Source organism: Roseateles sp. (genome assembly GCF_965229315.1).
In the GTDB taxonomy this organism is placed as follows: Bacteria; Pseudomonadota; Gammaproteobacteria; order Burkholderiales; family Burkholderiaceae_C; genus Pelomonas.
Genome location: NZ_CBDDJA010000002.1, coordinates 354,768 through 378,160 on the forward strand (window position 1 = coordinate 354,768; position 23,393 = coordinate 378,160).

19 protein-coding genes are annotated in these 23,393 nt (G+C 64.3%); 5 read left to right on the forward strand and 14 right to left on the reverse strand.

Annotated features, from left to right (window positions below):
- Nucleotide 1: 1 nt before the first annotated feature.
- Both ACO07H_RS06365 and ACO07H_RS06370 read left to right on the forward strand, forming a co-directional pair.
- Nucleotides 2-1,666, forward strand: a complete 1,665-nt coding sequence (locus ACO07H_RS06365) for a GspE/PulE family protein (protein ID WP_422012273.1) — start codon at nt 2-4, stop codon at nt 1,664-1,666.
- A 7-nt stretch (nt 1,667-1,673) separates the two neighbouring features.
- Nucleotides 1,674-2,879 (forward strand): type II secretion system F family protein, encoded by a 1,206-nt coding sequence (locus tag ACO07H_RS06370; RefSeq protein WP_422012275.1) that lies wholly within the window; start codon nt 1,674-1,676, stop codon nt 2,877-2,879.
- On the opposite strand, the gene ACO07H_RS06375 is transcribed toward ACO07H_RS06370, so the two are convergent.
- The 12 genes from ACO07H_RS06375 to ACO07H_RS06430 all read right to left on the reverse strand — a co-directional run bounded on the left by ACO07H_RS06375 (nt 2,856) and on the right by ACO07H_RS06430 (nt 18,535).
- Entirely contained in the window at nt 2,856-4,343 is a 1,488-nt protein-coding gene (locus ACO07H_RS06375) for a sulfatase-like hydrolase/transferase (RefSeq protein WP_422012277.1), read from the reverse strand. The genes ACO07H_RS06370 and ACO07H_RS06375 overlap by 24 nt on opposite strands.
- A complete protein-coding gene (locus tag ACO07H_RS06380) occupies nt 4,340-5,713 on the reverse strand; it encodes a class I SAM-dependent methyltransferase (RefSeq protein ID WP_422012279.1) in 1,374 nt (457 codons plus the stop codon). Before ACO07H_RS06380 ends, ACO07H_RS06375 begins: the two co-directional genes overlap by 4 nt.
- The gene (locus ACO07H_RS06385; protein ID WP_422012281.1) at nt 5,713-5,919 is read right to left on the reverse strand and encodes a hypothetical protein; all 207 of its coding nucleotides are present in this window, start codon (nt 5,917-5,919) and stop codon (nt 5,713-5,715) included. Before ACO07H_RS06385 ends, ACO07H_RS06380 begins: the two co-directional genes overlap by 1 nt.
- Nucleotides 5,920-5,929: 10 nt before the next feature.
- Nucleotides 5,930-7,834 carry a glycosyltransferase family 4 protein gene (locus ACO07H_RS06390; RefSeq protein ID WP_422012283.1) on the reverse strand — a complete coding sequence of 635 codons (1,905 nt, stop codon included), beginning with the start codon at nt 7,832-7,834 and terminating at the stop codon, nt 5,930-5,932.
- Entirely contained in the window at nt 7,831-9,771 is a 1,941-nt protein-coding gene (gene asnB / locus ACO07H_RS06395) for an asparagine synthase (glutamine-hydrolyzing) (protein WP_422012285.1), read from the reverse strand. Before asnB ends, ACO07H_RS06390 begins: the two co-directional genes overlap by 4 nt.
- Before the next feature lie 23 nt (nt 9,772-9,794).
- A complete protein-coding gene (locus tag ACO07H_RS06400) occupies nt 9,795-10,916 on the reverse strand; it encodes a glycosyltransferase (protein WP_422012287.1) in 1,122 nt (373 codons plus the stop codon).
- Nucleotides 10,913-11,692 carry a glycosyltransferase gene (locus ACO07H_RS06405; protein ID WP_422012289.1) on the reverse strand — a complete coding sequence of 260 codons (780 nt, stop codon included), beginning with the start codon at nt 11,690-11,692 and terminating at the stop codon, nt 10,913-10,915. Before ACO07H_RS06405 ends, ACO07H_RS06400 begins: the two co-directional genes overlap by 4 nt.
- Nucleotides 11,693-11,891: 199 nt before the next feature.
- Nucleotides 11,892-13,142 carry an O-antigen polymerase gene (locus tag ACO07H_RS06410; protein WP_422012291.1) on the reverse strand — a complete coding sequence of 417 codons (1,251 nt, stop codon included), beginning with the start codon at nt 13,140-13,142 and terminating at the stop codon, nt 11,892-11,894.
- A 27-nt stretch (nt 13,143-13,169) separates the two neighbouring features.
- Nucleotides 13,170-14,039, reverse strand: a complete 870-nt coding sequence (locus ACO07H_RS06415; protein ID WP_422012293.1) for a glycosyltransferase family A protein — start codon at nt 14,037-14,039, stop codon at nt 13,170-13,172.
- Between the two features lie 20 nt (nt 14,040-14,059).
- On the reverse strand, nt 14,060-15,508 hold the full coding sequence (locus ACO07H_RS06420; RefSeq protein WP_422012295.1) for a lipopolysaccharide biosynthesis protein: 1,449 nt from the start codon (nt 15,506-15,508) through the stop codon (nt 14,060-14,062).
- A 25-nt stretch (nt 15,509-15,533) separates the two neighbouring features.
- On the reverse strand, nt 15,534-16,649 hold the full coding sequence (locus ACO07H_RS06425) for a lipopolysaccharide biosynthesis protein (RefSeq protein WP_422012297.1): 1,116 nt from the start codon (nt 16,647-16,649) through the stop codon (nt 15,534-15,536).
- Between the two features lie 29 nt (nt 16,650-16,678).
- On the reverse strand, nt 16,679-18,535 hold the full coding sequence (locus tag ACO07H_RS06430; RefSeq protein ID WP_422012299.1) for an SLBB domain-containing protein: 1,857 nt from the start codon (nt 18,533-18,535) through the stop codon (nt 16,679-16,681).
- Nucleotides 18,536-18,795: 260 nt separating this feature from the next.
- On the opposite strand from ACO07H_RS06430, the gene ACO07H_RS06435 reads away from it, so the two are divergent.
- Both ACO07H_RS06435 and ACO07H_RS06440 read left to right on the forward strand, forming a co-directional pair.
- On the forward strand, nt 18,796-19,926 hold the full coding sequence (locus ACO07H_RS06435) for an MraY family glycosyltransferase (protein WP_422012301.1): 1,131 nt from the start codon (nt 18,796-18,798) through the stop codon (nt 19,924-19,926).
- 27 nt (nt 19,927-19,953) lie between these two features.
- Entirely contained in the window at nt 19,954-21,435 is a 1,482-nt protein-coding gene (locus tag ACO07H_RS06440) for a DEAD/DEAH box helicase (RefSeq protein WP_422012303.1), read from the forward strand.
- Here the strand turns inward: ACO07H_RS06440 and ACO07H_RS06445 are convergent.
- Nucleotides 21,432-22,208 (reverse strand): SAM-dependent methyltransferase, encoded by a 777-nt coding sequence (locus ACO07H_RS06445; RefSeq protein WP_422012305.1) that lies wholly within the window; start codon nt 22,206-22,208, stop codon nt 21,432-21,434. The two genes, ACO07H_RS06440 and ACO07H_RS06445, sit on opposite strands and share 4 nt — an antisense overlap.
- Entirely contained in the window at nt 22,205-22,780 is a 576-nt protein-coding gene (locus ACO07H_RS06450) for a Maf family nucleotide pyrophosphatase (RefSeq protein ID WP_422012307.1), read from the reverse strand. The genes ACO07H_RS06445 and ACO07H_RS06450 overlap by 4 nt, the downstream gene beginning before the upstream one ends.
- A 32-nt stretch (nt 22,781-22,812) precedes the next feature.
- On the opposite strand from ACO07H_RS06450, the gene ACO07H_RS06455 reads away from it, so the two are divergent.
- Nucleotides 22,813-23,370: a YceD family protein gene (locus tag ACO07H_RS06455; RefSeq protein ID WP_422012309.1), complete on the forward strand. Its 558-nt coding sequence runs from the start codon at nt 22,813-22,815 to the stop codon at nt 23,368-23,370.
- Nucleotides 23,371-23,393: the final 23 nt, after the last annotated feature.

The window sequence follows — 23,393 nt, forward strand, 5'->3', positions numbered from 1 at the left end:
CATGGAGCAGCGGCTTCTGGGTCAGGTTCTGCTCGAGCGTGGCCTCGTCAAGCCGGCCGAACTGGACAATGCTCTGGCGCTGCAGACCTCGCGCGGTGGGCGTCTGGGCGCCATCCTGGTCCGACTGGGTGCGGTGTCGACGAGTTCGCTCTACCAGACCCTGGCTGAGCAACTTGGCACCCCGCTTTTGAGCGTTGGCGACATTGATCTGACGACCGTACGGCTTGGCATGGAGCGCCTGGTGACGCCGGCTACGTGGTGGTGGGATCGGCGGGTTCTGCTCTGGTTCGATGGCGAGCACTGGCAGATCGCCGGCGAGGATCCCTTGGACCTCGACGTGCGCGAAGCGTTGTCCAGCGAGCCTGCCGTTCAGGCCCCCAGGTGGAACCTGCTGCTGCCGTCCGACGCCGAGGCCTTAAGCGAACGACTGCACCAGCCCGGGGGGCGGCTGGACCAGACAGATGCGCGCGCGCTGCGCGAGCTGGCGGAGGACGCGCCCGTGGTTGCCTTCGTGAACAACACGTTGGCCCAGGCGTTGGAGGCGCGAGCGTCGGACGTCCACGTCGAGCCCGGTGAGCGTGAATGCGTGCTGCGCTTTCGCATTGATGGCGTGCTGCATCTGCGCACGACGCTGGGTATGGAACGCTACCCGGCCATCGCCTCGCGTATCAAGCTGATCGGCGGTCTCGATATTGCCGAGAGACGGCTGCCTCAGGACGGCCGCATCGGCACGCGGGTGGCAGGTCGAGAGGTGGACATCCGGATTTCCTCCATCCCGGCCGTGCATGGCGAATCACTGGTGCTGCGCCTGCTACCCAAGGAGCGCGGTGACGTGGGTCTGGGGCGTACCGGCATGGAGCCTGATCACAGGCAGCAGTTCGGCCGCTGGCTTGATCTGCCCAACGGCCTGGTGTTGGTGACCGGCCCGACAGGTAGTGGCAAAAGCACGACTCTGTACGGTGCGTTGTCGGAGATCAACGATGGCATTCGTAAGTTGATCACCGTCGAAGATCCGGTGGAACTGCGTCTGCCCGGTGTCGTGCAGATTCAGACCCAGTCCGATATTGGTTACACCTTCGCGCGAGCGTTGCGGGCGATCCTGCGCCACGACCCTGACGTCATCATGGTCGGTGAAATCCGCGACCGCGAGACTGCCGAGATCGCGATCCAGGCGGCACTGACGGGCCACCTCGTGCTGGCGACTTTGCATACCAACGATGCACTGGCGGCTGTCAATCGACTGGTCGACATGGGAGTCGAGCCATTCTTGTTGGCTGCCTCACTGCGTGCCGTGATGGCCCAGCGACTCGTGCGCCGCCTTTGCGATGTCTGTGCACAGCCTGCCGACGAGACCCAGGTGCTGGCCGAGCAGCTACAACAGCTCAGGGCGCGAGGTATCGCCCAGGTGCCAGCTGTCCCGCGCTGGCGCCGGCATGTGGGCTGCTCGAACTGCTCTGGCACGGGTTTTCGCGGCCGTATCGGCATCTACGAACTGGTCGACATCAGTCCGGCAATCCAGCACGAGATCACGCATGGTGCCCCACAGGAGACGCTGCTCGCGCGTGCTCAGGCCGAGGGACGGCGCTCTATGGTCGAGGACGGGTTGATCAAGTGCGCACACGGCATGACAACTTTCGAGGAAGTGCTGCGCGCCGCAGCCAGTTAGCAAGGGTATGACGGCCTTTCGCTATCGCGCTCTTGATGCTGGCGGCCAAGCGCTGGTGGGGCAGATTGAAGCGGCCACGGAGGCCGAAGCTGCGCGTCGTCTGATCCGCCAGGGCATGACGCCGCTCAGCTTGGAGGCGATCGGAGTGCCTGCAGCGCGCCTCGGTATTCGGCGTGGTGCCGTGACTGCCATCGACCGCATCGTGTTGCTGCGCGAGCTAGCGACGTTGCTGAAAGCTGGTGTCGCGCTGGACGAGGCTCTGGGCTCGCTGTCGTCAGGCCATGCGGCCGGCGGCGCCGGTGCGGGGCTGGCGCGAGTGCATCTGGAGGTGCGCTCCGGCAAGAGCCTGCACGACGCGCTGCGCGACAGCGGCCTGAACTTCGCACCTTACGTGCTGACGCTGGTGCGCGTGGGCGACATCAGCGGTCAGCTTGGCCAGGCGTTGGCGGACTCGGCCGAGCAGCTTGACGCCGAGCGCCGCCTACTCAGCGAGATGCGGAACGCGCTGATCTACCCGGCTGTGCTGGTCGTGGCGGGCGTGCTGGCCGTGCTGATCATTTTTCTGGGCGTGATCCCCAAATTTGCACCGATGCTGAAGAGTTCGCGCACTCAGGCGCCTGACTTTTCGATGTGGATCATTGAGTCGGCCGTGTACTTCAAGGTCCATCTGCTACCCATCGGGTTGGGCGTCATGGCCGTCGTTGGGGTCATCGGCGTGAGCCTGGCCCGGCCAGCGATCCGCCAGGCCATCGTCGACTTCTGTGGTCGTACCCGGTTGCTCGGACCGTGGCTGCGCGACGCCGAGGTGGGCCGGTGGGCCATGCTGACCGGCACGATGCTACGCAACCGCGTACCTCTGATCGAGGCGCTCAAGCTGTCGCGCGCCGCGACCCGCCTGCGGGACTTCGACACGTTGCTCGCTTCCGTCGTACGCTCGATCGAGGACGGCCGTAGCCTGCATGAGGCCATGAGCCATGGGCATTGGATCCAGCCTTCTCGGCTCAACCTCGTGCGTGTCGGCGAACGCGCCGGTTCGCTGGATGCGATGCTGCTGTCGCTCGGCGGCTTGCAGAGTGAGGCTGCGCGTGAACGTCAGAAGACGGCGCTGGCCTTGATCGAACCGGTGGCCATCCTGTTGATCGGAGCTGTCATCGGTGTGTTGATGATCTCCGTGATGTTGGCGATCACGTCAATGAACAACGGCGCCATCTGACAACGCCGTCGCAACGTCCGCTGGCGCGGCGATGTGGCCCGAGAGCAGGCCGGCCACCAGGTGGCGCAATTGAGTCGCGTCGCGTGGGCTGTGATCCACGAGTCCCCGGCCTTGGCCGTCACTGAACCACACCACCATGGGAACGCGCTGGTCAGCGGACTTGCCTGCCGAGGCGTGCCCCGCGCCGAGTTGCCGCAAGTACAACGGACCCCAGAATTCCTTCTCGCGCAGCCAGTGGTCGGAAATCAGCACGAACGCGGACGGCTGTGGCTGAGCTGCCAGCGCATTGCGTATGTCTCGGATCACGCCGGCCGCCACGCCGAGGTTGCGCCGGTAGTCACCCAGCAGGTCCGCCGCAGGCGCATCGATGACGCTGGGCGGATGGGGCAGGTTCAAGTGCAGCCAGGTGAACTGCAGCTGACGATCATTTACCGCCAGCATCGCCTCGCGGTGCAGGGTGGCATAGGTCTGGCGCCAGTTGCTCAGGAAGCTGGAGTTGCTGTCTTGCAGATCCTGCGCTGGCTTGATCGGTCGTATCAGCGCCGACCACCAGCCAGGGAAGAAGTGCATCGGCTCGACGGTACAGCGGCGGGCCTGCGGCGCCAGGCGGCAGTAGTCGTGATAGAAGCCGACAACGCCGTAAGGCAGGCTGGCGCGCTCCATGTCCTGGAAAAGCAGCGCTTGGCTGGCATCGAAGCGTTCGCCGACTTGACTGACTAGGTAGCCCACACCGCCCTTGTCAACCTTGCCGAAAGGTGTGCCGCGCAACATACCTGGGACGGAAGTCAAGGTGCTCGGGCCGGCCGCACGCATCGCAGTGTTGCGGTAGCTTGCGTCGAACACCGTCTGCAGTTCGGGCCGTTTGAAAAAGCCTTCGCGCTCGGAGACCTCCTGGTCCCATTCGTCCAGCAACAGCACGATGACCCGCCGCTGAGCGACCGCTGTGGGCAGCGCCGTTGACGACGCAGCATGTAGCCGATCTGAGCCGCTCGCCAGCAGCCAACCGATCATGCCGGGTTGTAGTGCGAAGACTGTGAAACACACAAGGCCTAACGCGCCAGCCAGCCGATGCAGCCAGAAGCCGCTCAGCCAGTTTGCGGCGGCGGCGGCCACAGCTGTGCATGCCGTCAATGCCGACAGCTTGGCCCAGCGTTGCGCCGTCCAGTTGGCGTCAGGACTGCGGCGTGCGATCTGGAAGACGGCGATGCACAGCAGCAGCACAAGCAGGAAGCGTGGCAGTTTGCGCAGCCAGTCCGGCTGCGGTGGATGATCCAACCCTGCGCCGACTGCGCCGGCGACCAGCAGGCTGGCCAGCAAGACCTGCCACTGCTGAGCGAACACGCCATGATCGAAGTGCAGGTAGACCGCATGCCCGCTCTGCAGCAAGGCCTCGCTGGCGGCAATGCCCAACAGGGCCGGCAGCGTCCAGAACGCGTAATGGAAGAACTGGCCCAGCCTGCTCATGGGGTGCGTCGCAACAGTAGCAATCGGCGATGGGCAGAGATTTCGTGCGTGGACCGCAACTCGAAATATGGCCGCGCGGCCTCGACGAACTGCTCGGATGACCAATCCTCGAATAACCCTAGGTTGGGGCCGGCGAGTTCGACAAAGCGAGGGTCCTGCCTGCTCACGAACTCCACCAGCACATGCCCGGTGCAGAGTGTCGAGATCTCTTCGAAGACCTGCGCCAGCGGCAGCCGCTCGGTAACGGCGAGATGATGGGCTACCGCCAGCATCAGCACGGCATCGAATCGACCATTCAGTCGATCCCGCAGCGACAAGGTCTCGCCGAGGCGCCATCCGGTCGGCGGGGTCGGCCGGGCGAAGTTGGCGTGGATGGCTTGCAGCGGTAGTGCCTCGGCAGTGGCTTGGCGTTGCAGCCGATCAAGCGCTCCGACATCCTCGTCGATGGCGACGACTTCGGCTCCTGCCTCTATAGCCAACCGGCTGAATTCGCCCGTGTTGGCGCCAAGGTCTAGCACTTTCGCGGGTTTTAGCGTCTGCAGCAAGTCGCGCAGGATGGTGCGCTTGCGCTCAAGGGCCGCAGCCTCGTAGTGGTCGCGATTGTCGACGTAGTTGCCCCAGGAGGTTTTTGCTGTGGTTGCGCGGCCGAGGCGGCGCATTGAGCGGCCGAGACTGTTGAGCAGCCATGGCGTGCTATCGCGGACAGCGCGGGCGGACTCAATGCGGGGTGCGGCTGGCGTGCGGCCTGTACGTCGTGTTTCCAACCAGCCAGGAATCCTGAAATGCAGCAGCGAGTCGAGGCCCCAATACCGATGCCAGGGCATGTGGGCCAGCAGATCGAGTGCACGAAGGCCGTCCCGATGAGCCAGGAAGATGTCTCGTGGCGTGCGGCCTTGTTCTCGGGCAGCGATCAAGGGTAGGAGGTAGTGCCGTACGAACTGGCCATAGGCATGCCATCCCATCCCTGGTGCGCTGTTGCGAACCTCCAGCGACAGCAGATCGCACAGCACCGGCTTGCTGCCGATGAAAAGCACGTTGAAGGCACTGGCATCCTTGAGCGTGTAGCCGTCAGCCCAGGCGCGGCGCTGAATCTCCAGTGTCAGCTCACCCGCGGCGGCCAGTTGCGCCACCGACCACTCGAAGGGGTAGCTCGGTATGGCGACGCGCGGGTGTTCCAGGCGGAGGCTGCCATCGGCTGCCGGCTGCCGGGCGATGACCGGGATCAGTAGTCCATCACGCGTCAGTTCGGTATACAGCCGGCTGGCCAGGAACGTGAGCGTCTTCGCCACATGCTTCGAGTGCACCGTACGCCATATCCGATCACCGTCGTCCTGCAGAGTGCCCGCCGGATCACGGAAACTGACCGGCATCAGGAACGGTCACGCCTGAAGCGACGTTTGATTGCCGCCCAGAGCTCGCGAGGATTGCGCACGAAATAGATGACGCCTGCCACGCCCGCAATCAACCCCTGGATGAGTAGATGCGCCGAGCCCCCGTCCACGTAGGCCCAGGCTGGTGCGCAGCAGGCGCTCCAGCAGAGCATGCAAACGATGAGGAAGCGAACTTGATTGCTCATGGGGGGAATTCTACGTGGCGGCGACACGCCGGGCTTTCCTGGAAAAGCGCCACCCCAGCACTGCCAATGCCGCTGGCACGATCCAAATCAGCACCCAGGACACACGTTCGGCCCAGACAGACTTCCAGGCAAATGCTTCGGCGCTGTCGAAAGGGCGCTTGAATGCCTGCCGCGTGAAGACGTACTGCGTGCGGCGCGCCGACACTTCGGGTCGGCCAGCATCCAGGTAGGCGCGATAGACGGTCTGCCCGTCGGTGAAAAGGCTGGGCATGGTGCGATCCAGATGCACGAGATAGTCGGCGTCGAAAACCTGCCAGCGGCCATCGATCCAGGCTTCGTTCAGCACATGGCCGTTCAGTGACCAGACGCGGTCGCGAATGCCGCCGCGCTTCAGCACGTGGTCGAGCAGCATCGCGTGGGCCGAGCAATACCCCGCTCCGACAGCCGCCGCGCGCGCGGGCGCTACCCATTCGTAGCCGCCTGCGGCCTTGGCCAACAGCCACAGCGCCCAGTTCTGCTGCAGCAGCGGGCCGGTATATTGCGGGTGCATCAGCAGGATACGGTCGTTGACGAGCTGGGTCATGCGCCATGTGAATTGCGCGTCGCTCTCGGCGGGCTCGCGCTGGCTTCGCTGCCAGAACACCTCCGCGGACATCGTGCGCGGTGACTTGTCGAGTATCCGCGGGTCGGTATTGGCGATTTCGGGATCGGCGAACCAGCCTGCTATGTTCAGCGCGGTCAGCGCGGTAGCGAGTGTCAAGCAAAGCGTGGACAGCCACCCGAGGCGAGCAGGCCTGGCAGGTGGGCTGATCGGCCGCGCCAGCCATCGACGGTAGTTGTCGAGCACGATGCGCTCGTCGAAGTCGGCCTCGACGAGCGTGCGTCCGGCCCGGCCCATGGCCTCACGTTCAGCCGGCGTCAGGGCGATGAACGCCCGCATGCTGGCGGCGAGCGACTTGGCCGAGCGGACGTCGCACAGGAAGCCGTTCACGCCATGCCGTACCGGCTCGCGGCAGCCCGGCGCGTCGCTGGCAATCACCGGGCGGCCGCATGCGGCCGCCTCGAGCAGGCTACGGGGCACGCCTTCACGGTAGCTGGGCAACACGACGCAGTCAGCCTGCCGCAGATAGGGCAGCACGTCGTCCACATGGTCCTGATGGCTGATGACGCCTTCGTCGATCCAGGCGCGCAACTGCTCTGGCGGCACGGCGCTGGGATTGGCGGCACGACCCTCGCCGAGCACGAGGAATTCGGCCTCGGGGTGTTCGTGTCGCACCTCGCGGGCAGCGGCGACGAACTCGCCAATACCCTTGTCCCAAAGCACACGGGCCACCATCAGGAAGCGGATGCGTTTGTGATCTTGCCCGGTCCGCTCCGCAGGGTGGAAGCGTTGCAGATCGACGCCGGAACCTGGAACCCGCAGCGTTCTCGGCTCATCCACGACCTGCAATTGCACGAGCGCTTTGCGGTCGTCTTCGTTCTGGAAGATGACGCCTTCAGCGTGTGCGAATGCGATCCCGTAGAGCCTGGTCACGATCGGTGTGACCCAGTTGCGCCGAATGAAGCTGCGCCCAAGGCCTGAGACATTGGGCAAGAAGCGGATCCCCAGGCCTCTGACGGCCAGCCCGCTGTAGATATTGCCCTTGGGCGTATAGGACAGCACAGCGCCCAGCCCTTGCTGCCTCAACAGCTGCCGCAACTTCAGCACGCTGGCCAGTTCGGACAATGGATTCAGCGAAGCGGCCTGCAGGTGCCAGTCGTGGTGCGGGAATCCCGCATCGGCCAGTTTGACCTCGTGACCATCCTTGGGGCTGATGAAGCAGACATCGTGGCCTGCGGACCGCAGCGACCGCGCCAGCGACAGCCGAAAGTTCACTTGATACCAGGCCGAGTTGGCGACGATACCGATTCTCATGGCTGCTGTGCTTCCAGCCAGGACTGCAGCATCAGGACATCCCAGAGCTGGTACTGCCAGTTCCTGCGGCCGCTCAGGTGCTCCCGCCACGTGCGCTGCACGGTCGTCGCATCAAGCAGGCCTTGCTGCCTCAGCCGGGATTCATCCAGCAGATGTTCTGCCCAGTCGCGCAGCGGCCCTCTCAGCCATTGATCCAGCGGGATGCTGAAACCCTGCTTGGGGCGTTCGATCATTTCGCGGGGGACGTAGCGATACAGCACCTGGCGCAACAGCCACTTGCTCTCGACACCAAGCGGGCCCTGGCGCAGTTTCTGGTGCATGGGCACACGCAGCGCAAACTCGACGATGCGGTGATCGAGCAGCGGTACGCGGGTCTCCAGGCTGTGGGCCATGGCGGCGCGGTCCACCTTGACGAGGATGTCGTCGGGCAGATAGGTGATCTGATCCAGCAGCGTCATCTGCTCGGTGGCATCCAGCCCCGGGCCTTCCAATGCGAGCCGCTGCAGTGCCGTGCGAGGCTCGGTGCTGCCCAGCACCAGTGCCTCGGGCTGCTGCCAGTGCGAGACCAGCGCGCGGTACATCTCTGACCGCGACGCCACGGGCAGCACACTGGTGGCGAGCTTGTGCAGTTTGTCGCCCAGGTTGGCGTGACCTGGCGCGGCCCAGCGGCCAAGCCCCGTCCACATGGCCGGGCTGATGGCCAGCGTGGCACTCGCCGCGAGGCGGCGCAGCGGCAGCGGCACGCGAGCCATCTGGCGCCAGACCCGATTGGCGAGCAGGTAGCGGTTGTAGCCGGCGAACAACTCGTCGCCGGCATCGCCCGACAGGGCCACGGTGACGTGACGTCGCGCCATCTGGGCGACGAGCAGGGTCGGAAGCTGCGACGAGTCGGCGAACGGCTCGTCATAGACATGAGGTAGGCGCGGGATCAGATCGCGTGCCTGCTGGGCGGTGACGTAGAGCTCGGTATGGTTCGTGCCGAGATGCTTGGCCACCGCCTTGGCGTGCTCGGCCTCGTTGAAGCCCGGCTCTTCGAAGCCGATGGAGAAGGTCCGCACCGGCGAGGCCGAGCGGCGTGCCATCAAGGCGACGATGGTGGACGAGTCGACCCCGCCACTCAGGAACGCGCCGAGCGGCACATCGGCCAGCATCTGACCCGCGAGCGCCTGATCCAGCAGGCCTTCAAGCGCGTCGGTGGCGGCTGCATCGTCCAGGGTGCTCATGTTCCCGCGCGCCTGGGCTGCGTGGGACTCCAGCGACCAGTAGCGTTCAATCACGGGCTCGGTGTCGACGCCTACGTCAAGCCAGCATCCGGGCTCGAGCTTGTGGATGCGCTGGTAGACCGTGAAAGGGGCGGGTATGGCGTTATGGCGCATGTACAGCGCCAGCGCATCGCGATCAATGTCTGCCCGCCACATGGGGTGCGCTCTGAGGGCCTTGAGCTCGGATCCGAACAGCAACTCGCCGGACGCCAGGCGGCCCCAGTACAACGGCTTTTCGCCCATGCGGTCGCGCGCGAGGATCAGTCGCCGACGTTCGTGGTCCCAGACGGCGATCGCGAACATGCCGACGAGCAGGTCAAGCGTCGCCCGGACGCCGTAGCGGCTGAAACAGGCCAGCATCGACTCGGTGTCGGAATGGCCGCGCCAGACATGCCCTTCGAAACGGGCCCGCAATTCGTTGTGGTTGTAGATCTCGCCGTTGAACACGAGGGTGTAGCGCCCGCATGGGGAGGCCATGGGCTGCAGCCCGGCCGGCGACAGATCGACGATCGCCAGGCGACGATGCCCGAGCGCGATGCCCTCCCGAGCGTCCACCCAAGCCGCCTGCGCATCGGGGCCGCGGTGGGCGATGGCCTCGCACATCGATTCGGTGATCTGCTTCAGCGCGTCGGCGCTGAGCTGGGGCCTGGACAAACTGCCTGCGATTCCGCACATGTCTGCAATGGATAAGGGGTGATTTACTGACCCGCGTAGACGCGGACGTAGGCCTGCCACACGGCGGCGATGTCGAATTCTCGGCGCACACGCTCACGCATCTTGCTGCCAACCGCCGTTCGTGCTTCGGCGGGTAGCGCGGCGAGGCTGAGTACGCGCTCAGCCAGCGCTTCGGGGTCCGCAACCGGCGCCACGTGCGCTGTGTCGCCAAGGATGAGCGCGGCATCGCCGCAGTTCGTGCTGACGGCGGGCACACCGCAAGCCATCGCCTCGGCCAACACGTTGGGAAAGCCTTCGGAGCGCGAGCTCAGGCAGAACACATCCATCGCGGACAGCACCGTTGCCACGTCGCTGCGCTGCCCTAGCCAGCGAAAGCGCTCCGCCAGCCCGAGCTGGTCGACCTGCGCGTGCAGATTGGTGGCGGTATCGAGGCCCCGGCCGACGAGCATGAAGCGAGCGTGGGGCAACTGCGCCGCCGTGCGCGCAGCCATGGAGATGAAATTGGCGTGATCCTTCTGCGGATCCAGACGTGCCAACAGGCCAATCACGATCTCATCCTCGGCGATGCCCAGTTCCCGCCGCAAGGCCTGACCGCCTTGCCGGTCGGGCTTGAGGCTCGAGGTGTCGAAACCGTTGGGAATCACCCGCCAATGATCGGCGACGTAGCCGAAGGCCACATGAGCTCGGCGCGCCATCTCGGCGTTGCAGACCATGGCAGTCGGCAACCAACCCGACAGCCAGGCACACAGGTGTGCCACGGTGCGGGTCGCGCGGCCAATGTCCGCGGCGTCGAGGCCGCTCTGGCGGATGTTCCAGAACACGCGACGGCAGCCGACCAGCCGCGCCAGCAGCCCACCCAGCAAGTCCGCGTGGTACAGCCACGTCTGCACGATGGTTTCGGCCGGATCCTGGCGTAGCAGTCTGGCCAACTCCCAGCAAGCCGCCAGCGGGCGCTGCCGCAAACGCAGGGCTGTCACGGCTTGGCCAGCCTGTTGCAGGCGGTGCCCGACGACGCCGGTCTCACCGAGGGAAACGACGAGCTGACGGATGCCAGGCTGCGTAGCAGCCACATGCAGCACCAGACGCTCCAGCATGGCCTCGGCACCGCCTTGCTCCAGGCCTGTGATCACGTGGACCAGCCTCATGCGAGTTGTGCTTCCAGGAGGGCGGCAAGCCGCTCAGCGACAACGTCGAGCGCATAGTGTTCGCTCACGACGCGACGACCGTTGGCGCCCATGGCCCGGGCTCGCGATGGCGCGTCCAGCAGGTCGGCAATCGCATCGACCCAGGCATCGCGGCCCCGGGCCGCGTACCCCACGTCGGCCCTGGCCAGCACCTCGAGATTCATGCCCACCGGGGTCACAACGACGGGCACCCCGCAAGCCATATAGGTCAGCATCTTGAAGCTGCATTTACCTCGCTCCCACAGCGTGTCCGCAAGCGGCATCAAGCCAACGGTCAGGTCCTGCAACGCGCCCACTTCGTTGTCAGGGCTCCACTTGACATAGTCGATGCGTGACGCGGGCAGCATCGGTAGCTGGGGCTGGGCGTTCGAGATCACACGCAGACGCAAATCGGGATAACACGCCATGAGGATCTGCAGCGCAGGCTGGATCGCGACGAGATATGGAAAACCGCCCGCAGAGCCCGACCACCCCAGCGTGGGCGCCGCCGCAGTACGCCCCCCGGGAGTGAAACGTTGGGTGTCCACGGCCGTCGGCAGGACTGTCACGGTGCACTGCGCGCCGAAATGCTCGGCGATGAAGGCGTTGCCGCAGATCACCACCTGGGCGCGCCGCGCGATGCGGTCAGCGTGGTGGCCCCGCGGACCGAGGAAGATCGCATCGTCCACGTCCAGCACGAATGGGCGCCGAATCAGCGGCTCAGCGGTACACAGCGTGGCCAGCAATTGGCGCTGCAAGAAAACCAGATCGGCGTCGGCGTTTGCGCGCCGCACCCGCGCCATTGCGTCGGCTAGAGCGCGTGCGACCCAGGCGAGACGTGGCGCAGCGCCGAATGGTGGATAAGCCCCCGGGCCAGAATCCAGTGTGTTGCAGTGCCACCCGTCATGCGCCAGTGCTGGCACGAATTGCTTCCACCGAAACCGCGAACTGGGAACTTCAGGGCCTTGCGTGAGCGCCGTCAATACGCGATTTGGCTGGAAAGGCATGTTGAATGAAAAGGCAAACGAGGCAGGTCTTTATGAAGAAATAAAGACTGGGCAGGAAGAGATCAGAAAATATCGAAAGTACGATGGCGGAAAACAGGTAGCTGGCAAGCAGGATGTGTATGAGGGAGCGCGGGTTTTGGGCTTTTTTGTGGTGAAATGTCGCCCAGGCGCCATAGAGCGCCATTAGCAATATCAGTCCCGCCCATCCATATTTTGGAAAAATCGAAAAAAATACTGTATACACGTTGCCTATGCGGCCGTCGTGGGTGAATTCGAGAAATTCCTGGTGCAGCGGTCCTGCTTTGCATAGATCGAGTTTTGATGCAAGGGTGCACGGGAACACCAAGGCATCCCAGCTGGGGTTGAGGCGCTCTGGTGCGTCCATGTAGCGCGAGAATAAAATCGGACCTTGCAATGTGTAGTCCAGCAGATTTGTTGTAACCGCAGACGCGATTTCATCAGCTTCACTGTCCTCACTGACATCCCCTTTGGACACCAGGATCGCGCCAGCACTGAAAATGGTGATGAACAGTATTACAATGCCGATAAGAGTCGAGCTATTCAGTTTTTTGCCGTAGCGCAGCCGAATATAAACGAGAGCAATGATCAGCTGAACAAGTGCCGAGCGCCCATTGGTCAGCAGGTTGGTGCCGATCCAGATCAGAGTCGGGGTGAGATACAAGATGAGGGGTAATCTGCCACGCGCGGTCCCCAGCGCCAGCAGCGGTGAAACGATGAAGCCGAGCACTAGATAATTGCCCACGAGCGGCCCTACCGTTTCTCCTTGGCTGACGGACAGCACGCGCAGCTGAAATGCCAGGGCGGCCAGATCCTCAGTTTCACCAGCAATCTGATTGATTTCCTGCCACCAGAGCGGCAGCATGACCGCATGGAGCAGCAGGACGGCTATGGTCAGGCGTTTGTAATTAATTTCGCTGCTGGTGAAGTAGCTAAAGTTATCGGTCACGCGCGTGCTGAATATGGCGCCAGCAATGAAGCACGTTATACCAGCCGCAAAAGTTGCACACGCGGCAATATCGGCCTGCAAATAGCCCAGCCCGTCTGCGCTTCCAATGCCGACCAGCACAACGCCCCAAGTCAGCGGCATCCAAGCAGCCGGGTGCAGGGCGTCATGCGTCATTCGCCAGGCGGTCAGGCCGAGCGAAAGAAAAAGAAGCCCGAATACTAGGGTGACCGCCATGTATTTTCGCTGTGACGGGTCAATCGGTCAGCCGGTCGTCAGACTGTCTCTGATGCGCAGAAGACGGCCAAGCACTGCGCTTGCCCACAGTATCGCGCGTGGCGGATGTGTAGGCAGCGGCCAGCGCGTGCGTGTGAATCGCCAGTAGTTCATGGCAGCGCGCAAGCGCAATATAAGGGGCAGTGGCAAGAGGAGCATTTCCGCGTAGTACAGACTGGTGCCTAAAGGGCTTTGGTGACGCAGGAAGGTTGCGCGACTGCTCAAGTTGTCCTTGGTGTCATGGTAAACACGGAGCGCACGATTGATGAAGCGCGATTGATAGCGGCGTGCGAGACGATTCCAGATCAGGCCTTCGGGGCAAAATCGTTCCCCCTGGAATTCCGGAAATGGATGGGACTTTAAAATCTCGGTGCGATGGAATCCCCACATCTCAGCCGTTCTGCCAAGTTCGGCTAGCACCGCAAACGGGTGCCCATCGATATGACTGTGAGGCAAGGCGCCTTCAAGCACAATGCCGGATTCTGATCGGCACAGACAACTGACCCCGGAGAAATCGTCCCGCAGTTCAGCGGGGATTGCCTTCCATGTGTCATTCAAGGCTAGCAGAGTGTCGGGATCGCAACTGTCGTCCGAGTCGAGCGTCAGGAAGAATTCCCCAGCAGCTTCGCGCACGCCGCGATTGAAGGCGCGATGCTTGCCGCCATTGGCCTGCACGGAATATCTCAGCTGAATCAAGCCCTGCTGTTTCCAAGCCTCCAACAGATTCGCGGTGTTGTCGGTTGACCCATCGTCGACCACCAGCCATTCAAAGTCTTGCAGGGTCTGCGCGCACAGGGATGCATAGACGCGTCCCAGCGTGTGCGCGCGGTTGAAGGTTGGAGTGAAGATCGTGAACAAGGGCGGAGTGGCGTTGAGGCTCATGGCGAAACCCTGCGGATCAGCAGGGTGATACTTCTACGTGCGTTGGCCGCATTGAGCAGCAGCGCCAAGGCAGCAAAGAGCATCATGACCATGCTGCCCTTGACGATCAGGGCCAATACGGAGTTCAAGGGCTGAAGCGTCCACTGGCCTGTCACATATTCGCCGCCGGCGATGCTGACACAGGCGCAGGCGATGATCTTGACCAATTCGACGGGTAGCTTTTTCCAGAAGCCGAGATGCCGCGTCGTCCATGCGGTGCAAGCCGCGCCTAGCGTCAATGCGCCGAAGGCCGACCATGCGGCGCCGCGAGCCTCATATTCAGGAATGAGCAGCACGCCAAACAGGATATTGGTGGCGGCCATGACCAGCGTGATCGTGAACTGGCTGTTCGTGCGGTGCTCGAGCTGCAGGGCGATATCGAACAGGTAGTTCCGCAGGCCGCCGATAGCGGTGGCGGCAGCGATCCAGGGCAGCACGAGCTTGGCCTGGCCTGCGATGTGATCGCTAAAGATCAGATGCGACACCTCGGTCGCGCAACCTACGAAGAGGCTGGTGGCCGCGCCGCCAACCAGCAGTACGCCGTTGATCATCGGCTGGAAGGCTAGTCGCGCGCCTTGTGCTCCGTTGCGCTCCCACGCTGCCACCACCTGTGGGAAGCCGGCGAGCATGAAGACGTTCAGCAGGGCGCCGAGGCTCTGCTGCGCCAAGTCGTAAGCGGCGCTGTAGCCGGCCACTGCAGCAGACCCATGGATGGCGCCGAGCAAAAGGCGGTCGGCCATGTCGATAGTCATGGTCGCGGCATAGACCAAGGCCAGCGGCATACCGAAGCGGACCAGTTTGCGGCGTATCTCCGGATCTGAGGACCATCCGGATACAGCGAGGAATGTGGTTCCGAAACTGGTGGTAGCAACCAAGGCCGAGGCCCCCAGTGCAAACAGGACGGCGTCGTGCGCACCGCCCTGGTGCGTCAGCACATAACCCAGGCCGAGCAGTAGGGCAGCTCGGGAGACAGTGAGCTTTCCGTATTGCAGTGGTTTCCCTGCGGCATTGACGAGCTGCAATTGAAGGTTAAATAACCCCATGGCAATAGCGGCGAGCGTGACCAGCGTGATCGTCGCGCCGCTCACGTCGGCACGGCTCCAAGACGTCAGGCCTGCTGCGGTGGCGCCAAGCGCAGCAATGATCGCAGCAGCAATCAGCCACAGGCGCCGCAACTCCCGCCTCAAGCCACGCGTATCCCCATCATTGCCGGCATGGAAGCGGTTGGCGGCAATGGCGATCCACTGGAAGCCGATACTCGCAATCACATTCGCTGTGGCGAGACCCAGCGAGTAACGGCCAAACTGCTCCGTCGTCAGGACGTGGGTAAAAACGCTGAGGGTTCCGACGGCCAGCAGACCATTGGCGACACGTACCGCCAGATACTGGAGAGTATGGTGCAGCACTGCACGCCTAGTCGAAGCGGTGCACTCAGGCTGCCGGTAGTCTGGACTGGGCGACAGCGTCGCTCGGACGGCGAGCGCGCCACAGGAACGTCGCTGCCAGGATCAGGAACGCTGCAATTGTGGTGCCCACGCCGATGTAGGCCCGTTTGGGCGCGCTCTTGCGTTCGGGAGGCTCAGCCTTGTCGACCACTTGCAGCAGAGTTCCCTCGCGCGCTTCGTCCAGCCGGGCAGCCTCGTATTGGCGTGAGAACAGTTCGAAGACGGCTTCTTGATACTTGAACTCGCGATACGCGGACAGGTAGGAGGATGAGTCCGATGCACTGATGGGCGTCTCGGCGCGCGACACCTGGGCGCGCAGGGCGGCAATGGTGCTCAGCTGTGTTTGAAGTTCGGGCGTGTCTTCGGCAAAGCGCTGGCGCAGTGCCTGAGCGCGGACTTCAGCCGCCGTCAGCTCGGCCTGAAGCCTGGCGAAGCTTTCCGCAGTCGCCTTGGGTTCTGCACGCAAGGCACCGGGGTTGTAGCCCGAGGCTTGCAGCGCAGCCTGTGCAGCGAGAAGTTTTTCTCGAGCGGTCTTGACCTGCGATTCGAAGAAGACGCGCCGCTGCTGTGCTTCTGTGATCGCCAGACTCCCTGTCAGTTCGCGAAGTTCGCTGACGTAGGCATTGGCCATGTCCGCGGCGCGCTTCGGATCGTGATCATCGACTTCAATGATCAGGACGCCGTCCTTCTTCCCCGCGCTCATCCGCGAAGCGAGCGACAGACGCTTGAGCGCGTCAGTCTTGAACTGGACGTCATAGAGCTTTTGCAGCTCGAAACGTTCGACGAGGCGCATCCCGATGGAACTGCTTTGCAGGAGGGAGACATATTGATCACCAGGCGTCCGGATGCCGGCCGCTGCGCTGGCCAAGCCCGACAGCGCACCTAGCGAAGCCAGTGCGGCCGAAGCGCTGCTCGTCTGCTGCGGCAGGATGAGGGAAGTCCTGGCCGTGAACGTCGGAGGAATCAGGAAGCTGAGGCCGATAGCAATGACTCCGGCGCCAAGCGAACCCCCAAACAGCTTGAACTTGCTGGACCACAAGATCTGCCCAGCGCGTTCCCAGGTGACGGCGGATGGTGGTACTTGCGTGAGGTCTTGTGACACAGATGTTGGAGGGCTTGGTACGCCGTAAATCAATTGCGAATAGTCTTCAGAGCTGCAGCGCCAATACCGAATTGGTAGAGGATCTGCGTCCAGTCCTTGGCTTCCTGGCTGAAGGTGGTCTTGGTCAGATCCTCGGGCACGAAGATGGTGTCGCCAGGTAGCGCTGCCAGCGTCGAGAAGCCGGTACCCATGCTGATCCAGCCGCTGGACTGCTGCTTGGCGCTGACCACGCTGCCATTGGCGCGAATGACGAAGGTGCCAGAGCTGTCTGCACCACGCGTCGGACCGCCCGCAAGCTTGAGCATGTCGTCAATGCTCGCTCCTTGATTGAGCACGAAGCTGCCGCCGTTGAACACGCTACCGAACACGCCCACGGTGGTCGGGCGAGCCGGGATCGTCAGCCTGTCGCCATCCTCCAGCGCCAGTTCCGGCAGGGTGGTCGCCGTGGGGGGCAACTGCAACACGATGCGGCCGGTAGGACGCACGTTACGCAAGCGTTCGATCAGACGGTTGGAACTCTGTGCCCTGGCGTTTTGGGCGCTGGCTTCGTCTGCCGTCGCCGCTTTCTGCGTCACTTGGACGCGAGCAAATTCGGTTTCCATATCGCGAAGCGCGCGCTCATATTGCACTTGCTGGGTCACACGAACGCTTTCGCGGCTGAATTCAGAGCCATAGACGAATGCGCCGGCCGTCAATCCTCCTGCGGCGCTGATCGCGTCCGTCAGCGTGCTATTTGCCGGCAGGATGTATTCGCCAGGCCGCTGAACCTCGCCTTCGATCTTGATCCGTTTGTTCTGTCTATGCTGGGGCAGCAGGTTGTCCATCGCGTTGAATGCGCGCACGACGTCGCCAACTTTGAGAGCAGTGCGTCCCTGCGCCGGCAGGGCGAGTTCAACGATGCGGATGTCATTGCGGGTGTCCACACTCTCAACTGCCAAGCGTGTGCGGTCGGCCACCGCGTTCAGCCCGCCACCCATCAACAACAGGTCGTTGACCACCTCGCCTGGCTTGAGTTCGAAGATCGCCTGGCGATTGACGCTGCCGATCAGCGCTGCCTGCAAGCCGATCGGCCCGATGTGAACCACGTCATCAGCCTGCAAGACACGGTCTGCGCTTTTGTCGCCGCGCAGCAGCAGGTCGTACATGTCGAACTGGCTTATGAGCTTGCTGCCACGCCGCAGTTCGATGTTTCGAAAACTGCCTGCGGCGGAAGGACCGCCCGCCTGGATCAGCGCATTGACGATGGTCGAAAGGCTATTGACCGTGTAAGCACCTGGGCGCTGGGTGAATCCGGTCACGTAGACGCGGATACTGCGTAGCCTGCCGAGCGAGGCGCTCAGGCGGTAGTTGCGAAACACCTGCGCCACGCGTTGATCGATCGCTGTATTGAGCTCCGAGTAGCGCAGCCCTGCCACCAGTACTGGCCCCACGCGAGGGATGGTGATACGACCGCTGCGATCAACGATCAGGCGCAGGTCAGCTTCGACGGACCCCCAGAGATTGACCACCAATTCGTCACCAATGCTGATGACGTAGTCTTGCGGAATCTGGCTGGACGCTTCGCCTTGAGGGGAGTTGCGCTGCGACAGGAGGTCTGCACCAAACCTGCGCACGTCTGAGTCTTCGCCTGCGATGCGATGTACTTGGCGTTCGAAGTCGGTCATCAGCAGCCGGCGTTGCACAGGGCTTAGCTGATCGTGATCTTCTCGGCCGCGCGGTTGGGTCGGCTGATCGTTACCGGCCTCGTTTGCCAATCTGGAGGGCGACACCAACTTGACCGGGCCTGTGTTGGTAGCCGTTTCTTGCGGTTCGGTGGCTGCTGTGGCGACTCCAGCCAAGTTCGCCAGCACGGCCGCGCTCAACGCCAACAGTGCGCTGCGGGTCAAGCGCTGCCAGGCTGTGTTCGATGAGTGGTAAGTTCGCCTGGGGCCGAGAATAGTCATGAAGGGGCCGGGAGTTGAGGGGCGGCGCTAAACCTCGGGGAAGCCACGAGAGCGCAAACTGGCACAGATTCTAGCCATCGCGGGAGTATCCCAGGCTCGGCCTACCGACCAGGCCTGACGCGTCTCGCTACACTCATCACCTCGGATTTGACGCGCGGACTGCCTGCCGTGCATGCCCGTCCGCTCCACAGTTTCCTGGTTTCATGCTCCCTATTCTTGCGTTGAGTTTTGCGGTCGCTGCGGCCGTGACGTTGCTCATTATTCGCTCCTCGCACCTCCACGGTGCGTTGTCCTCCGACCATGACCTGTCAGGCCCGCAGAAGTTCCACTCCCGTCCGGTGCCGCGCGTCGGTGGGTTGGCTATTTTTTGCGGTTTCGCGGTCGGCACGGCGCTACTCGCTTGGCGCTACCCGGCGATGCGCAGTGCTGCGGGGTTGTTGTTGCTATGCGCCACGCCGGCATTCATTTCAGGCGTCATTGAGGATCTAACCAAGCGCGTCAGCCCGCTGCGGCGCATGCTCGCGACGCTGCTGGCTGCGGCGCTCGGTGCCTGGCTACTGGGCGCGCAGATCAAGCAGACGGAAATTCCTGGACTGGATCTGATCGCTGCGACGACAGTCGGCGGTTATCTGCTTGCGTTGCTTGTCGTTAGTGGGGTTGCCAATTCGATCAACATCATTGACGGCATGAACGGCCTCGCCTCCATGTGCTCGGCAATCATGCTGGCGGGTCTGGCCTATGTGTCCCTGCAGGCCGGAGACCAACTCGTTGCGGCGATGGCGATCGCCGTCATCGGCGCCGCGCTAGGTTTCTTTATGTGGAACTACCCACTCGGGCTGATCTTCCTGGGTGATGGCGGTGCGTACTTCCTTGGCTTCATGCTTTCGGAACTGGCGATCCTGCTACTGGTCCGCAACCCCGACGTCTCGCCGATGTTCCCGCTGCTGCTGTGCGCTTACCCGGTCTTGGAAACGGTGTTCTCCATGTACCGCCGCAAGGTAGTTCGGGGCCGGCCGGTGGGGATGCCTGACGGCATCCACCTGCACAGCCTCATCTACCGCCGTCTGATGCGCTGGGCCATCGGCAGCAAGGATGCGGCGGTGCTGACCCGCCGCAACGCGCTGACCGCGCCCTACCTGTGGGTGTTGTGCAGCCTGTCCGTCGTCCCGGCCACGATCTGGTGGGATGACACCACGATGTTGCAGATGATCCTCGGCCTGTTCGTCGTCTGCTACGTGCTGCTGTACTGGCGCATCGTGCGCTTTCGCACGCCGCGCTGGATGGTGCTCAATTCGCGTGCTGAATCGCAGCCGCCGGCCGCCCGATCCGAGTAGGGCGGCCTCATCCGGGATAATCGCCGGATGCAAGAAACCCCCGAGTCCGCCGCTGTGGCGCCTGCAGAGGCCGCGCCGGCCCGCTTCGACACCCTTCCTCTGGACCCCAAGCTGCTTCGCGCGGTGGCCGATTCCGGCTACCTGACGATGACACCCATCCAGGCCAAGGCGATCCCGATCGTGCTGGAGGGCCGTGACGTGATGGGCGCGGCGCAGACGGGCACCGGCAAGACGGCCGCGTTCTCGATCCCGCTGCTGCAGCGCATGCTCAAGCACGAGACTGCGAGCGTGTCGCCGGCCCGCCACCCGGTGCGCGCGCTGGTGCTGGCGCCGACGCGCGAGCTGGCCGACCAGGTGGCCGACAACGTCAAGAAGTACGCCAAGCACACGCAGTTGCGCTCGGTCGTCGTCTTCGGCGGCGTGGACATGAAGCCGCAGACGGCCGCGCTGAAGGCGGGCGTCGAGGTGCTGATCGCCACGCCCGGCCGGCTGCTGGACCACATCGAGGCCAAGAACTGCGCGCTGAACCAGGTCGAGTACGTCGTGCTCGACGAGGCCGACCGCATGCTGGACATCGGCTTCCTGCCGGACCTGCAGCGCATCCTGAGCTACCTGCCCAAGACGCGCCAGACACTGCTGTTCTCGGCGACCTTCTCGCCCGAGATCAAGCGCCTGGCACAGAGCTATCTGCAGGACCCCATCCTTGTCGAGACGGCGCGGCCCAACCAGACGGCGTCGACGGTGGAGCAGCGTTTCATCGCCGCGGCCGACGACGACAAGCGCGCCATCATCCGGCAAATCCTGAAGGAGCGCTCGATCCGCCAGGCCATCGTGTTCGGCAATTCGAAGCTGGGCGTGGCGCGCCTGGCACGTGCTTTCGAGCGCGACGGCCTGCGCACCGTGGCCTTGCATGGCGACAAGTCGCAGGACGAGCGCCTGAAGTCGCTCGACGCATTCAAGCGCGGTGACGTGGACGTGCTCGTGGCCACCGACGTGGCCGCGCGCGGCCTGGACATCGTCGACCTGCCGGCCGTCTTCAACTTCGACGTGCCCTTCAATGCCGAAGACTATGTGCACCGCATCGGGCGCACGGGCCGTGCCGGCGCGTCGGGCCTGGCGGTCACGCTGGTCACCAAGTCCGATGCCCGCCTCGTGGCCGACATCGAGAAGCTGATCAAGCGCAAGATCGACCTCGACGCCTTCGAGCTCGAAAGTGAGCGTCCGCGGTTCGAGCCGCGCCGCCGCGAAGAGGGTGCCGACCGCGCCGAACGCAGCGAACGCCCGCCGCGCACCACCAGCCCGGCGATGCGCACGCCGGCGCCGTCGGGTGATCCGTTCTTCGACAAGCCCTACGAAGCCGGCGCGCGTGACGAGCCGCCGGTGTGGGAGAAGAGCAAGGCTGCGGGCGCGCCTGCAGGCGTCAGCAAAGGGCTGTCCAGCTACATCAAGCCCAAGAAGCAGGTCGCGGCGCTGTTTGGCGCCAAGAAGCCCGCGTCCGTCGAGTCCTAGGCCAGCAGCGAGAAGACCGCCGGAATGCGGTCGGGCAGCGTGGCGCGGTTGGCCCGCCAGTCGGCCACCGTGGCGGTCTGCGTCCAGCCGCCCGGCAGCGTCAGGCCGACGCTGATCGACAGCCGGGTGGCCGGCTTCAGCGTCGCCAGCAGCGCCTGGCGCAGTGGCTCGTTGCGGTAGGGCGTCTCGATCAGCAACTGCGTCTGCTGCGACTTGGCCGACAAGGCCTCCAGCTCGCGGATGCGGGCCATGCGTGCGCCTGCCTCCACGGGCAGGTAACCGACGAAGGCGAAGCTCTGGCCGTTGAGGCCGCTGGCCGCCAGCGCCAGCAGCAACGCGCTGGGACCGGACAGCGGCAGCACCTCGATGCCCGATTCGTGGGCGAGCGAGACCAGTCGAGCGCCGGGGTCGGCGACGGCGGGCAGGCCGGCTTCCGAGACCAGCCCCAGGTCGTGGCCGTCCATGGCCGGTTCGAGCAGCGCGTGCCAGGCGGCGTCGTCGTTGCCCGACGCGCCGAGTCCGCCCTTGGGTGGCCGGGGCAGCTCGGCGATCTGGATGGCCTGCAGCGGCTGCGCCAACGGCGTGATGGCGTCCACGCGCTTGAGCAGCGCCCGCGTCGTCTTCGCGCTCTCGGCGGCCCAGTGCGTCAGCCGCGCGGCCTGTTCGATGACCCGCTGCGGCAGCACCTCGCGCAGGTCCAGCGAATCGTCCACGCCGAAGTCCAGCGTGTTGGGCATCAGGATGAGCCGCCCTTTCTTGAGGCCTGCGTTCATGCCAGTGGCTCCAGGCCGGCGCGGCGCAGCAACGCGCAGGTGCGGATCAGCGGCAGCCCGACCAGCGCGGTCGGATCGTCGGACTCGACCGCTTCAAGCAACGCGATGCCCAGGCTTTCCACCTTGGCGCTGCCGGCGCAGTCGTAAGGCGTGTCGGCACGCAGGTAGGTCTCGATCTCCGCGTCGCTGAGCTGACGCACGCGCACGCGCACCTCGGCGCGTTCGATGGCCGCGAGTCCGGGCGCGACGACGGCCACGGCGGTCTGGAACACCACCTCCCGGCCGCTCATGCGGCGCAACTGCGCTGCGGCCGCCTCATGCGTGCCGGGCTTGCCCATGGCCTCGCCGGCCAGGTCGGCCACCTGGTCAGAACCGATGACGATGGCGCCCGGGTGCGTCACGGCGACGGCGCGTGCCTTGGCCAGCGCCAGCCGTTCGGCCAGCGCGGCCGGCGCCTCGCCGGGCAGGGCGGTTTCGTCGACTTGGGGTGCGATGGTCTCGAAGGGCAGGCGCAGCCGGGACAGCAGGTCCCGGCGGTAGCGCGACGTCGAAGCAAGGATCAATGCGGGCATGAAAGCATTGTCCCCCGCCTAAACTTCGCGCCATGAAACCGCGCGCCTTTGCATTCGTTCCCGAGAAGCTCGACCTTGCCGCCTTCGCCCGAGACGGCGCCAACCTGGCGGGCGAATGGCCGGCGGCGTCGCTGCTGCGCCTGGCGGATGCCGCCGCGCCTGAAGTGCCTGCCAGCAGCTGGCCGGCGCTGCATTGGCACCTGCACGGCGAGATGCGCCAGCCCAAGGGCGGCGCCGAGCAGACCTGGCTGCACGTGACGGCCGAGGCCCAGGTCGCGCTGACCTGCCAGCGTTGCTTGAAGGCGGTGCAGGAGCACATCGACGTCGACCGCTGGATCCGCTTCGTCGGCACCGAAGAAGAGGCCGCTGCGCTGGATGCGGACAGCGACGATGACGTGCTGGCGCTGCCGCGCCATCTCAATGCGCGCGAGCTGATCGAGGACGAATTGCTGCTGGCGCTGCCGCTGGTGCCACGGCACGAGGTCTGCCCCGAGCCGCTGCCCCATGCCGCCGACGCCGAAGAGCCGGTCGTGGACGAGCGCCCGAACCCTTTCGCGGCACTGTCGGCGCTGAAGCGGCGCGACGGCTGATCGCCATGCCGGCGCTTGCTGCA